This window comes from Stenotrophomonas sp. YJH_SMC_29, assembly GCF_059371235.1.
Window position 1 is genome coordinate 20,926 of the sequence record NZ_JCAFUK010000009.1, and the last position, 13,418, is coordinate 34,343.

12 protein-coding genes are annotated in these 13,418 nt (G+C 59.6%); 10 read left to right on the forward strand and 2 right to left on the reverse strand.

What is annotated here, in order from left to right; all coding sequences use genetic code 11:
- The first annotated feature begins 53 nt into the window (after positions 1-53).
- Positions 54-1,388: an MFS transporter gene (locus AC5P9I_RS11385; protein WP_033836038.1), complete on the forward strand. Its 1,335-nt coding sequence runs from the start codon at positions 54-56 to the stop codon at positions 1,386-1,388.
- Between the two features lie 111 nt (positions 1,389-1,499).
- Here AC5P9I_RS11385 and AC5P9I_RS11390 read toward each other — a convergent pair whose 3' ends face one another.
- Positions 1,500-1,823 carry a hypothetical protein gene (locus tag AC5P9I_RS11390; RefSeq protein ID WP_008264507.1) on the reverse strand — a complete coding sequence of 108 codons (324 nt, stop codon included), beginning with the start codon at positions 1,821-1,823 and terminating at the stop codon, positions 1,500-1,502.
- 379 nt (positions 1,824-2,202) lie between these two features.
- On the opposite strand from AC5P9I_RS11390, the gene AC5P9I_RS11395 reads away from it, so the two are divergent.
- The 9 genes from AC5P9I_RS11395 to AC5P9I_RS11435 all read left to right on the forward strand — a co-directional run bounded on the left by AC5P9I_RS11395 (position 2,203) and on the right by AC5P9I_RS11435 (position 11,405).
- On the forward strand, positions 2,203-2,853 hold the full coding sequence (locus AC5P9I_RS11395; protein ID WP_223224807.1) for a HupE/UreJ family protein: 651 nt from the start codon (positions 2,203-2,205) through the stop codon (positions 2,851-2,853).
- 19 nt (positions 2,854-2,872) lie between these two features.
- Complete coding sequence (locus tag AC5P9I_RS11400) at positions 2,873-3,523, forward strand: hypothetical protein (protein ID WP_033835782.1); 651 nt, start codon at positions 2,873-2,875, stop codon at positions 3,521-3,523.
- A 130-nt stretch (positions 3,524-3,653) separates the two neighbouring features.
- Positions 3,654-4,019 (forward strand): hypothetical protein, encoded by a 366-nt coding sequence (locus tag AC5P9I_RS11405; protein ID WP_075075811.1) that lies wholly within the window; start codon positions 3,654-3,656, stop codon positions 4,017-4,019.
- A gap of 88 nt (positions 4,020-4,107) precedes the next feature.
- Entirely contained in the window at positions 4,108-5,358 is a 1,251-nt protein-coding gene (locus AC5P9I_RS11410; RefSeq protein WP_014645521.1) for a TolC family protein, read from the forward strand.
- Positions 5,355-6,587, forward strand: coding sequence for an efflux RND transporter periplasmic adaptor subunit (locus AC5P9I_RS11415; protein WP_014645522.1), 1,233 nt, complete (start codon positions 5,355-5,357; stop codon positions 6,585-6,587). The genes AC5P9I_RS11410 and AC5P9I_RS11415 overlap by 4 nt, the downstream gene beginning before the upstream one ends.
- A 9-nt stretch (positions 6,588-6,596) precedes the next feature.
- Positions 6,597-9,734 (forward strand): efflux RND transporter permease subunit, encoded by a 3,138-nt coding sequence (locus AC5P9I_RS11420; protein WP_014645523.1) that lies wholly within the window; start codon positions 6,597-6,599, stop codon positions 9,732-9,734.
- 29 nt (positions 9,735-9,763) lie between these two features.
- Positions 9,764-10,462 carry a HupE/UreJ family protein gene (locus AC5P9I_RS11425; RefSeq protein ID WP_008264906.1) on the forward strand — a complete coding sequence of 233 codons (699 nt, stop codon included), beginning with the start codon at positions 9,764-9,766 and terminating at the stop codon, positions 10,460-10,462.
- 16 nt (positions 10,463-10,478) lie between these two features.
- Positions 10,479-11,120 (forward strand): hypothetical protein, encoded by a 642-nt coding sequence (locus tag AC5P9I_RS11430; RefSeq protein ID WP_033835097.1) that lies wholly within the window; start codon positions 10,479-10,481, stop codon positions 11,118-11,120.
- 39 nt (positions 11,121-11,159) lie between these two features.
- Positions 11,160-11,405 carry a hypothetical protein gene (locus AC5P9I_RS11435; RefSeq protein ID WP_008267212.1) on the forward strand — a complete coding sequence of 82 codons (246 nt, stop codon included), beginning with the start codon at positions 11,160-11,162 and terminating at the stop codon, positions 11,403-11,405.
- Positions 11,406-11,493: 88 nt separating this feature from the next.
- Here AC5P9I_RS11435 and AC5P9I_RS11440 read toward each other — a convergent pair whose 3' ends face one another.
- Positions 11,494-13,284: an ATP-dependent nuclease gene (locus AC5P9I_RS11440; protein WP_014645525.1), complete on the reverse strand. Its 1,791-nt coding sequence runs from the start codon at positions 13,282-13,284 to the stop codon at positions 11,494-11,496.
- Positions 13,285-13,418 lie beyond the last annotated feature (134 nt).

The following is a 13,418-nucleotide window of genomic DNA, read 5'->3' on the forward strand; positions in this document are numbered from 1 at the left end:
ATTACGATCCGCAGGGCAGCGGCGCTTTCCACTGTTCCATCTAGAGGTGAGCCATGATCGAGGTCCTACGCTTTCCAACATTCAGGAACCTGTTCGCTGCGCAGGTTATCGCGCTGATCGGCACGGGCTTGGCTACCGTGGCGCTCTCTCTTTTGGCCTATGACTTGGCGGGGGCTGAGGCGGGCGCTGTGCTAGGTACGGCTCTGGCAATCAAGATGATTGTCTACGTGCTGTTGGCCCCTCTGTCCGGAGCGATCGTCCCGGCAAATCTACGCAAACCGGTGCTTATTGCCCTCGACCTGGTGCGGGCGGGCGCGGCGCTTTGTCTGCCGTTCGTCAACCAGATCTGGCAGGTGTACCTGCTCATTGCCTTGCTGCAGTCGGCCTCGGCGTGCTTCACCCCTCTGTTCCAGTCGACGATCCCGGAAATCCTGAAGGAGGAACGCGACTACACCCGAGCACTGTCCCTGTCGCGCCTGGCCTATGACCTGGAGAGCCTGCTGAGTCCCGCGTTGGCCGCTGCTCTGCTGACGCTGATCAGCTTCCACGGCCTGTTCGCTGGTACGTCCGTAGGCTTCGTGATATCCGCCATCTTGGTGTTCTCAACTGCATTCCCCTTCGTTGCTCCGTCCCTAAGAAAGGACGGTCCCTACGCCCGCGCGATTCGAGGAATGCGGATCTACCTGAAGACGCCCAGGCTGAAAGGGTTGCTTGCCCTTAATCTGTGTGCGGCCGCCGGCGGCGCCATGGTGTTCGTGAACACCGTCGTTGTGGTGCGCAACGTTCTCGGCGGAGCAGAGTCACAGGTGGCATGGGCGCTGGCAGCTTTCGGTGGCGGCTCGATGCTGACGGCGCTTGTCCTCCCCAAGGTTCTCGATCGGGTGGCTGACAGGCGCGTGATGCTCTCCTCAGCCCTTGCAATGTGCATCGTACTTGTGACCCTCGGGCTTACCTGGCTGCTCTCGCCCTCCTCCATAGGTTGGCCCATCGTGCTCGCCGGCTGGGCATTGTTGGGGATGAGCTATGCGGGGCTGGTGACTCCTGGCGGCAGACTGCTGCGGCGATCAGCGGAATCCACCGATCTGCCATTCCTGTTCGCAGCGCAGTTCTCTCTCTCCCACGTGTGTTGGCTGATTGCCTACCCTCTGGCGGGAGCCGTGGGTGCGAAGTTTGGAATGCCAGTGGCGATCATGGCACTGGCAGTAGTCGGCATCGCCGGATTCGTGTTCGCCTGGAGAATCTGGCCCGCCCATGACCCGGACGAGATCTCCCACGGTCACGACGATCTGGCTGCGGACCATCCCCACTGGGCGGAACACGCTTCTTCCAACGGCAAGCACTCACATCGGTATGTCATCGACGACGTGCACCCTCGTTGGCCTGGATGACGGAAACTTGAACAAGGGGCGCGAGAGGGCACTTTCACCGCTCGCGCCCGACGTTGTCATATCGACTTTGCCAGAACAAGCCTCTAGTCTTTGCCCGTGCGATCCCTTCGTCTACCAACCAGCGTGCTGTTGCGCAGCTGCATCTTCATGATGCTGGTGGCGAGTCTGTTCGTGCGACCCGTCCTGAATCATCTGGGTGAGCTGCACGGCTTGCAGCACATCGTGCAGGCTGCGGTGGAACATGGTCACCCCCATGTTGGGGTGAGTGATGCCGCAGACCGTGATCTTGAACACGCGGTTGGATTGCACAGCCTGTTGCACCAGGCCGATCTGACGGCTTCTGTAGGCATCTTGGCCAGCCTTGCTGGACCCGCTCGAGTTGATCTGAGCGATATCCATCCCTGGCACCAGCCAGCGGCAGAGCTTCAGCATCATCGCTCATCCCTGTTCAGGCCTCCTATCGCCTGAGACCCAGGCCTCGTGCTCGCACTGAGCAGAGGCTTGGCAGCGCCCGTCCAGTCAATCCTTACTGGACGTTCGTCGCTGCAAGAAATTATTCATTCGTTCCCCGCCCGGACCCCGCTTACACGCAGTGATCCGTGTGACGTGCCGTGCGCGCCCTCTGCGCACTCGTAGCACGTTGCGCCGGTTCCCAGTGTCGTAGCGGATAGCTTTGGCGGAGGTCCGCTGACCGCATTCGTAGATCCTCATCATGATCCCCAGTTCTGAATCCGGGGCGCTCTCGCGCGTCCTTCTCCAACCCCCACTACGGTCGCACTGGCCGCGAACTCTACTCGCACTGCTTTCCCTGTTCATGCTGCTACTCACAGCTGACGGGGCGTTGGCTCACGCGATCGCCGAAGGCGACAAGGGCTACATCCAGGAAATATCTGGAGTAAATCTGATCGCATTCGCCTATCTGGGCGCAAAACACATGGCCACCGGCTATGACCACATCCTGTTCCTCCTGGGCGTGGTGTTCTTCCTGTACCGGATGAAGCATGTCGCGCTGTATGTGACGCTGTTCGCGATCGGGCACTCCACAACGATGCTGCTGGGTGTGCTGTTCAACGTGGGCATCAACAGCTACCTGATCGACGCGATCATTGGTCTGTCTGTGGTCTACAAGGCCCTGGACAATCTGGGCGCCTACCAGCGTTGGTTCGGCTTCCAGCCAAACACAAAGGTTGCGACGTTGATCTTCGGCCTGTTCCACGGCTTTGGTCTGTCAACCAAGATCATCGAGTACGACATCTCACCCGATGGTCTGTTGCCCAACCTGCTCGCGTTCAACGTCGGCGTGGAGATCGGCCAGATCCTCTCGCTTGGCGCGATTCTGATCGCAATGGGCTACTGGCGCCGCACGCCCAGCTTCTTCAAGCACGCCTACACCGCCAATGCCGCCATGCTCTGCGCCGGATTCATTCTGATCGGCATGCAGCTCACTGGCTACTTCGTTTCCTGACTTTCAAGAGAACTACATCATGTACAACAGTAAGCCCGCCGAAGGCGACCTCCCCACCAGCCGCCAGTTGGGACGCACCACCGCAATTGCCGCCGGCATCGCCATTGTCCTCCTGGTTGGAGTGGTGATGCCATCTGAGTACGGAATCGATCCCACTGGTGTTGGTCGGGTACTGGGCTTGAAGGAAATGGGGGAGATCAAGGAACAGCTTGCCGAGGAAGCGGCAGCTGACGCTGCGATGGACGCAAAGGCCGCCGAAGACGAGGCAGCCGCCCTGCTGACGCAGGTGTCCACGCAGAACCGTAAGACCGTTGAAGTTGCTCAGAAGCCTGCCGCGAGCAATGCGGCCACCGCTGCTGAATGGCGGGACGAAGAACAGGTTGTCCTGGCGCCGGGCCAAGGCACCGAGATCAAGCTCGTCATGAAGGCGGGCGAGCGCGCCAGCTACCAGTGGTCTGTTGAAGGCGGCGTCGTGAACTTCGACGCCCACGGAGACGGCGGCGGTCGAGCGATCAGCTATGAGAAGGGTCGAGGGGAAGCCACCAAGCAGGGGGTGCTCCTGGCTGCCTTCGACGGCAACCACGGATGGTTCTGGCGCAACAGGGGCGAGGAGCCCGTAACGCTTCTGCTCCGCACCGGAGGGGAGTACGAGTTGATCAAGAAGATGTAAACCGCAGCGGTTAGCGGTGGCCGGGTGCGCTTAAGGCCCGGCCACCGCCCTATGTGCGGTATTTCCGATGGGCTGCGCCCAGTTTCGGCCCCCTCGACAACCCCAGCCAGCCCCGCTTAAGCTAACCTATATGCGTCTTTCCGCCCGCCACGGCCTTGCCCTCAGGATCAGCTTCTTTGCGCTGATGCTGTTGAGTGTCGTTGCGCGGCCGATGGTGATCCAGCTCAGCGAACTGCACGGATTGGAACATGACATCGCAGCAGCGGTGGATCATGGCCATTCACATGCCGGCGGTGCGGGCGACAATCTGGACCCGGATCACGCCACTGGCGCTCATGCGGTACTGCATCAGGCAGATGCGAGTTTCGCTGGAAGCCTGTTCACGCCCCACGTCTACCTGGCTTCACTACCGCTGGCCGGTGAAGTCCATGCTCTGCGACTTCTGAGGGTGCCTGCAGGGCACCCGGCGTCACCCTTCCGACCTCCGATCGTCTGACGACCCTAGCTGCGCTCTAGCAGCCTGAGCGCGCCTCCCGTGTAGCGGAAGGCGGCGCGTCGTTCTGACTTTCTTTCCGGAGGCTTCCGTGAAATTCCGTAGTGTGTGGGCGCTGGCTGTTGCCGGCGCCTGCGGTGTGGCCGTTCCTGGCTACGCCGCCGAAGTGCTGCGCCTGGAGGATGCGGTCGCCCGCGCTCTGGGCACTCACCCAAGCGTGCAGGCAGATGCCGCACAAATAGAGGCGACAAAGAACCGTGCGGCGCGAGAGGGCTTAGCAGCCCCGTTGGTGCTCGGCGGAGAACTGGAGAACGTGGCCGGTAGTGGCAGCGTGCGAGGTATGGACGCTGCCGAGGCAACGTTCCGGGTATCCAAGATTCTGGAACTGGGTGGCAAGCGGGCGGCCCGCCAAGCGCTTGGCGGCGCCGAGGTGGATGCAGCCCTGCGAGAGGCTGATGTGACCCGGGTGGCCATCGCCACACGCACCGCTGGTCGATTCATCGACGTGCTTGCGGCGCAGGAGCATGTCGAGCATGCGGAAGAGCGGATTCGTATGGCCCGCGCGCTTCAGCGAGAGGTGGCCCGCTGGGTCTCTGCGGCACGGAACCCGGATTCAGACCTGAGGGCCGCTGAAATTGCCCTGGCCGATGCAGAGCTCAAGCGTGATCAAGCAGTCCAGCGGTTGGAGGCCTCGCGCATGGCGCTTGCGTCTTCCTGGGGCTCTTTCACCGCTGACTTCGACACCGTCGCCGGCGATACAAACATCCTCCCTCCGCTGGATGACTACCAGACGCTGTCCGAACGCCTTCAGAACGCGCCACAGCAACGTGCCTTCGATGCCCAGTCCAGAGTTCTTGCCGCGCGCCGCGATGTCGCCGTTTCCAGCGCGAAGCCTGACGTGAGTGTTGGATTTGGACTTCGCCGTCTTGAAGCAACGAAGGACAGTGGCTTGGTCATGTCGATCTCGGTTCCCTTGGGAACCCGGCGTCGATCAGCCTACTTGGTATCCGAAGTCGACTACGAACTGAGTGCGCTCAAGTCACGCCGTGAAGCACAAATGTTGGAGCTCAACCAGGAGCTGTTCGGAGTCTATCAACAGCTGCGCCAAGCGCAGTTGGAGGTCACCTCCGTTCGTGAGCGGCAGCTCCCCAAGGCGGAGCAGGCGATGAATCAGAGCCGTCGTGGCTTCGAGGAGGGTCGATTCTCCTATCTCGCATTGAGCCAGGCGCAGAAGACGCTGTTCGACCTTCGTGAGCGCGAAGTCGAGTCCGCCGCACTCTATCTCCGATTGCTGGTCGAGGCAGATCGCCTCACCGCCTCCGCCCAGGATATCCGCCCATGAATCGTTACGCCCTTCTTATGTTGCTTCCGCTGGCACTGGCCGCCTGTGGCGGTGAAAAGCCGGTTGAGAAAGAAGCCGCAGAATCCGCCGCCGCGGCCGGCGACTACGAGCGCGGCCCCAACCGCGGTCGCATGCTCCGCGATGGTGATTTCGCACTTGAAGTCACCGTCTATGAAACCAACACGCCTCCTCAGTTCCGCCTCTACGCCTATCGAAATGACAAGCCGATCTCACCGAATGAGGTGAAGGCAACAATGCAGTTGAAGCGCCTCGACGGTGAGGTCAATGATTTCACTTTCACCGCCGAAAACGACTATCTCGTAGGGAACGGCGAGGTCGTGGAACCTCATTCTTTCGACGTGAAGGCAGACGCAGTGGTAGGAGGAAAGACACACACCTGGTCCTATCAGTCCTATGAAGGCCGTACCACCATCGAGCCAAGCGCTGCCAAGGATGCGGGTGTGGTGGTGGAAGAGGCTACCGCTGGCACTATCCGCGATACGGTCACGCTGATGGGAAACATCGCGGTCAACACTGGCCGCCAGGCCGCCGTCAAAGCACGATTCCCAGGTATTGTCCGCAGCGTGTCGGTCGAGATGGGCCAACGCGTTTCGGCAGGGCAGACGCTGGCGACGGTTGAAGGCAATGACAGCATGCGCACCTACGCGGTGATTGCTCCCTTCAGCGGCATCGTTCTTGCGCGCAACACCAGTGTTGGTGATGTGGCCGGCGACAACACACTGTTCGACGTTGCCGATCTGTCAGAGGTCTGGGTCGATCTACGAGCTCTGGGCACTGACGCCGAGCGTCTCGCTCCAGGTCAAGCAGTGCGGATCCGTTCCGCCACGGGTGCCTTGGAGACTGAAGGTAGGCTCCAAAGCCTGCTTCCGCTGGCAAGCAGCGGCCAAAGCGTGGTTGCGCGCGTGAGTATCCCCAATGGTGACGGCAAGTGGCGTCCAGGAATGGCTGTCTCGGCCGAGGTCATCATTGCCGAGACACCTGTTCCACTGGCCGTCAAAGAGTCAGGGCTCCAGCGATTTCGCGACTTTACCGTCGTATTTGCGCAGGTGGGCGATACCTATGAGGTGCGCATGCTTGAGCTTGGAAAGCGTGATGGCGAGTGGGCAGAGGTTCTTGGCGGACTGAAGCCCGGAACGCGGTACGTCGCCGAGCAGAGCTATCTGATCCGTGCAGACATCGAGAAGTCTGGCGCCAGCCACGACCACTAAGGATCCATCATGCTAGAGCGAATCATTCGCGCGTCCATCGCGCATAGATGGCTTGTGCTGCTTCTGGTCCTGGCGCTGTCAGGCTTGGGCATCTGGAACTACAGCAAGCTGCCAATCGACGCCGTCCCTGACATCACCAATGTCCAGGTCCAGATCAACACCGAAGCACCAGGCTACTCTCCACTGGAGGCAGAGCAGCGGGTAACGTTCCCCGTCGAGACAGCCTTGGCCGGCTTGGCCAAGCTGGAGTACACGCGGTCCATCTCGCGTTATGGTCTCTCCCAGGTCACCGTTGTATTCGAAGACGGTACCGACATCTACTTCGCGCGGCAGCAGGTGGCCGAGCGCTTGCAGCAAGCCGCATCCCAGCTCCCAACTGGGCTGAAGCCAACGCTGGGCCCGGTCGCCACCGGTCTCGGTGAGATCTTCATGTACACCGTGGAAGCCGAGAAGGGTGCTGAAGAGACCTGGACGCCGATGGCGCTTCGTACCCTCCAGGATTGGGTGGTACGCCCCCAGATGCGACATCTGAAAGGTGTGACAGAGGTCAACACCGTCGGTGGCTATGTGCGGCAGTTCCACATCACGCCTGACCCGCGCAAGCTTCAGGCGTACGAGCTGACCATGCAGGATGTGATGGAGGCCGTGGCGCGCAGCAATGCGAACGTGGGTGCCGGCTACATTGAAAAGAGTGGTGAACAGTACCTTGTACGCGTTCCTGGCCAAGTGGCGGACATGGACGGCCTGCGCAAGATCGTGGTCGCCAATCGCGAGGGGCTGCCGCTTCGCGTCGGTGACCTCGCAGACGTTCACGAGGGCACCGAACTTCGAACGGGGGCAGCGACCAAAGATGGCAAGGAAGTGGTACTTGGTACTGCATTCATGCTCATTGGTGAGAACAGCCGCGAAGTCGCTCAGCGAACCGCTGCCAAGCTGAAGGAGATCGACGAGACGCTTCCAGAAGGTGTCCGCGCGCATGCGGTCTATGACCGTACGGAGCTGGTCGACCGCACCATTGAAACCGTCAAGAAGAACCTGCTGGAAGGTGCCCTGCTGGTCATTGCGGTGCTGTTCCTTCTGCTCGGAAATCTTCGCGCCGCACTGATCACGGCCGCGGTCATTCCTTTGACCATGCTGCTGACCATCTCCGGCATGGTCCAGAACCGTGTCTCAGCAAATCTGATGAGCTTGGGTGCGCTGGACTTCGGTCTGATCGTCGACGGCGCGGTCATCATTGTTGAGAACTGTCTGCGCCGCTTCGGCGAGCGTCAGCACGCCCTGGGGCGTCTGTTGACCCGGGATGAGCGCTTTGCTTTGGCCGCCAGCGCCAGTGCCGAGGTGATCAAGCCCAGCTTGTTCGGCTTGTTCATCATTGCCGCCGTCTACATCCCGATCTTTGCGCTCTCCGGCGTGGAAGGAAAGATGTTCCACCCGATGGCCCTGACCGTCGTTATCGCGCTGACTGGTGCGATGGCATTGTCCCTCACGTTCGTTCCCGCTGCGGTTGCTCAGTTTGTCACGGGCAAGGTCTCGGAGAAGGAAACCAAGGCTATGCGGGGCGTGACCAAGCTGTATGGCCCGATGCTGGAACGGGCAGTCAGTGCTCGCAAACTGGTTGTGGGTGGTGCAGCCGTTCTCACCGTACTGGCGGGTCTTCTGGCCAGTCGCATGGGCACTGAGTTCATTCCGAATCTGGACGAAGGTGATATTGCGCTTCACGCGCTGCGCATTCCCGGCACTAGTCTGACGCAAGCCATCGGCATGCAGCGCCAGCTTGAAGCGACCATCAAGAAGTTCCCCGAGGTCGATGAGGTTGTCGCAAAGATCGGCACAGCAGAGGTAGCGACCGACCCCATGCCACCGTCGGTCGCAGACACCTTCATCATGCTCAAGGATCGCGACCAATGGCCTGATCCCCGCAAGCCAAAGGCGCAGCTCATTGCTGAGCTGGAGAAGGCTGTCCGAGCAATTCCCGGCAACAACTACGAGTTCACCCAGCCCGTGCAGATGCGCATGAACGAGCTGATTGCCGGTGTACGCGCCGAGGTGGCGGTGAAGTTGTACGGTGACGACCTGGATCAGCTGGCGCAGATCGGCAGCCAGATCGAGGACGCCGCAGGTTCCATCCCAGGCGCCGCAGACGTGAAGTTAGAGCAGATCAGTGGTCTGCCTCTTATGACCATCACGCCTGACCTGGATGCTTTGGCCCGCTATGGCGTTTCGATCGACGAGGTCCAGAAGACCATCTCTGTTGCGCTGGGCGGTGAGGCGGTCGGTCAGGTCTTTGAGGGTGATCGTCGCTTCGACATCGTCGTTCGTCTGCCCGAGAACCTGCGTCAGGACACCCGGACGCTCGCATCGCTACCGGTAGCCGTCGCCCTCGGGGCCAGTTCCGGCGAACAGAGAGCGTTCGTTCCGCTGGGGCAGCTGGCTAAAGTTGAAGTTGCGCCAGGCCCAAACCAGGTCAGTCGCGAGAACGGCAAGCGTCGCGTCGTCATCACCAGCAATGTACGTGGTCGCGACCTTGGTTCGTTCGTAGAGGAGCTGCGAGAGAAGGTTGGTCAGGAGGTGCAGTTGCCGGAAGGCTACTGGATTGAGTATGGCGGTACCTTCGAGCAGCTCATCTCTGCCAGCAAGCGGCTGTCCGTGGTCGTGCCGGTCGTCCTGGTGATGATCTTCGGCTTGCTCTTCATGGCGTTCGGCTCGGGCAAGGATGCTGCCATCGTGTTCAGCGGCGTTCCACTTGCGTTGACCGGTGGCGTGGTGGCTCTGTGGATGCGTGACATACCCCTGTCCATTTCTGCAGGCGTGGGGTTCATCGCGCTGTCGGGCGTCGCCGTGCTCAACGGCCTGGTCATGATCAGCTTCATCAAGAGCCTTAGGGAACAGGGCACTCCCCTGCACCAAGCGGTAACCGAAGGTGCACTGACCCGGCTGCGCCCCGTGCTGATGACGGCCCTGGTTGCCAGCCTGGGCTTCCTGCCAATGGCCCTAAACGTTGGGGCTGGCGCGGAAGTTCAGCGCCCGCTGGCGACGGTCGTTATCGGCGGAATCATCTCCTCCACGCTGCTGACCTTGCTGGTGTTGCCGGCGCTCTATCGCCTCATCCACCGCGAAGGGGATGAGCGGAAGGAGGACGCAGCGTGAACCCGTCCATCTCAACCCCTCCCAGGAACATGCAGTTGACCATTTCCAAACGAACCCAAGCGTGGCTCTACCTGCTTGCAGCCATCCTTCTGCCTTGCGTTGCTTGGGCGCATGGCGTCAGTGAAGGCGACCAGGCCTTCCTGGAAGACAGTACCGGCCTGCAGCTCATCGCGTTCACGTACCTCGGCGCCAAGCACATGGTGACTGGATACGACCACCTCCTGTTTCTGTTCGGGGTGATCTTCTTCTTGTACCGGATGCGTGATGTCAGCATCTACGTGACGTTGTTCGCGATCGGCCACAGCACCACCTTGTTGCTAGGTGTCCTGGGCGGATTGCATGTGAATGCGTACCTGGTCGACGCAATCATTGGCCTGTCGGTTGTCTACAAGGCGCTGGACAACATGGGCGCGTTCAAGCGCTGGTTTGGGGTACAGCCCAACACCAAAGCCGCCGTGCTGATCTTTGGCTTCTTCCATGGCTTTGGTCTAGCGACAAAGCTGCAGGATTTCTCGCTCTCACCTGACGGGCTTGTCCCAAACATGCTCGCCTTCAACGTGGGGGTCGAGATCGGACAGCTGCTCGCGCTCGCAGGCATCTTGATCGTGATGGGCTTCTGGCGCCGCTTGCCGTCATTCCATCGACAGGCGTACAGCATCAACACCGCCCTTATGTGCGCCGGCTTCGTGCTTGTTGGCATGCAGCTCACCGGCTACTTCGTTTCCTGAATCTACAGAGGTACTCATGTCCATCACGCTTTCCAATCAGCTGCCCAGCACTCGCAAGCTGCTGAAATCCACCGCCCTGGCCGCTGCCGTTGCAGGGGTGATTCTGCTCACCACCGTGCTTCCCGCGGAGTACGGAATCGACCCTACGGGCGTAGGCAAGGTTCTGGGTCTGGACGCCCTAGCCTCCACTGACCAGGTAGAGGCCGTAGCTCCCCCAGTTCCGGCATCTGCTGGCAGCGCCGAAGCCGTCTCGGCGCTGTTCGAGAAGGCCAAGGTTGCCTTCGGGAGCAATGGCAAGCAGACCTTCGAACCCGCCGCTGTCTCTCTCGCCAGCACTCCTTTACGGCAGGACTCACTGACGATCGAGCTTGCCCCTGGTAAGGGCCAGGAGGTGAAGGCCCATATGGCTCAGGGCGCTGGGATGGTTTTCAGCTGGAAGGCCACGTCTGATGTTGCCGTGGACATGCACGGCGAGCGTCCCGACGTGAAGGGCCCCTGGACCAGCTACGCCGTTGAAGGCGCCCAGCGTCAGGCTGAGGGAACGTTCATTGCTCCCTTTGAAGGTACCCATGGGTGGTACTGGCAGAACCGCGGCAGCACCCCCGTGATCATCGAGGTGCAAATTACCGGCTACCAAGCCGACCTCTACCAGCCGTGACACCCGGCATAACGCCGAAATCAACCTAGGAGAAGCAACATGAAGAATCGTTTTGCCCTCATCAGCGTCCTTTTCGCTTCCATTGCAGCGTCCGCATCGGCCTTCGCACATGATCCGGCGCTTCATGCCGAGTCGGAAGTGAAGGAGGCGCCTAAGGCAAAGCCTGCTACGTGTGAACAGCTGGCTGACCGGACGAAGTTCAAGGTGGATCTTGCCGATCCTCAGACCAAGGCGCTGAAGGACAGGTGCGACGCTCAGGCGCAGTCTGCAGCCAAGAAGAAGTAGTAGGCTGCAAAGGATGGTCCGGATTGTGAGGGGCCGGACCATCCTTCCCCTTCTAACCTATATGCATACGTTGAGCTGACGCGTGGATTCAGGGCTGTGCAAGCTGACTCAATTCGGCAAAGAAGGTATGCATATCTTGGGGTACCTCTCCATAGGTTAGATTCCTGGCGACGTCTTCTCTGCTTACGCGGAATTTTTTAAGAACGGAGTTTCCGCTTATGAATATTTCTTTCCCATGCGCATCACGGATTGGTAGTGCGATATCGCTAGCTGTTGGATCAGCAGGGATAACAAGAGCGTGCTCGGCGAAGAAGGCGGTGACATCGCCTTGAGGTGATCCAGCTGCGCGAGCTATGGCGCTCGTGCAGAGGAGATGGTTCTCAATGTGCCTACGCCGCCATTTCATGGCTTTGAAATGGGGTTGTTTGGAAGTGAAAGACTTGTCGATAAGATCATTACCGACCGTCGCATGTGGCTCATCGTCGCGATCCCGAATGCTGATTGCCCGAAGACCAGGAATCTCCGCCAACAGCTGGAGGTAGAGTTGCTGCCTCTCGCCGGCAGATCCCGTCCAGTACCAAGGGACAACGTTCTTGGGCCACGCAAAGTTTGCTTGTTTAGCGATTAGCTGGAGGAAGCGCCAATCGCTCTCGGCTTCCAAGATCAGCATACGTCTGTGCTCCATCAAGGAGTGCAGGGTAGGGGTCTGGATCGTCCCAATCCCGCCAAGAACCTTGACTTTGCCCACTTCCTCTTGGAGGTACTTTGCCTTTCTTTCTGCGACAGCCAGAATTTTCCCATGATCGTAAAAGCGAATCAGTTCAGGAGAGTGTGTGGCCATCAGTACTTGCTTGTTGCGGAGGCTTGCAACGTGCCCGAGGGACATAAGCAGCTCCCTCTGCAGGGTCGCGTTCAGATGTGCATCCGGCTCATCGAGAAGAACGACGTCGACATCGGGTGAGAGTGCGAGGGCGTACACGCTCAGCCATTGGAGGAAGCCACTTCCCTCCACCATAAGGTCTCTTGGAGTGTATTTGGGGTGTCGCTTGAATGTGTCACCCTTCAGTTCACCCTTGGCGCTCTCTACACGAAGGTAGCTGTGAAATCTCTCGTTGAAAGGAACGACCCTCAAATCAGTGGCAAAGATGGACTGCATCGTGCGTAGCAGGATCTCCCAAGGGTCGTTCGAGCGCAGCCATTTCAGCGAGGAATCCTTCAACTTTCTGCTGTTTCCACGCAGGCGTTCACGTTCCCTCCTGTTGTGTTCGTGCAGATCGAATAGGACGTTGCGAATGACTCCACCCGATAGGCCTTGGCCTATCAGACGTTCTCTCATGGCAGGAGTCAGTCTGCCTTCACGATCAGTGATGCCAGCGAATGGCGGTAGATATCCCACTCGCGGGACGTTGCCATCGATCGGCTCGCCCTTTGCGTTGACGATCTCAGCAGCTACCAGATTCGTTGAAGTGGTTCGCACAAAGAGACGATCATTGGCCTGTGACAGACCTATCTCCAAGTGCCGCTCCTGTTTGTCGGGCAGGTCCCAATAGACGCCAATCTTCAGTGTATAGCCGTCGGGCTCGTCGTCCTTGCTAGTCTTCAGATTGGTCCAGAGATGGCTGAGCGATGGAATTTGCATCGGCGTGAAATCCGCAATACCCATGCCCAGGCCAGTTTTGTTCTTGGTTTGCAGCCAGCTGGATCGCCCTTTCTCGATCTCTAGCATAGTCTTGCAGAACTGCCAGATAGCGAGAGCTTGCAGAATCGAGGACTTGCCGGAGTTGTTTCCTCCAACAACAAGCGAAAGGCCTTGATCAATCTCTATCTCTGTGTCCCGAAACTGCTTAAAGCGATGTAGCGTGATCTTCTTTATATGCATGTATCCCCCCTAGAAATTTTTCATTTCCATTTGCGACGAAGTCAATGCTCAGCCGATTTCGTTCGGCGAATTCTCCGTACCCGCTACCGTAGCAGGAGGCGGAATGGAATTGGAGTGACCTAGGAGCTGGAGAG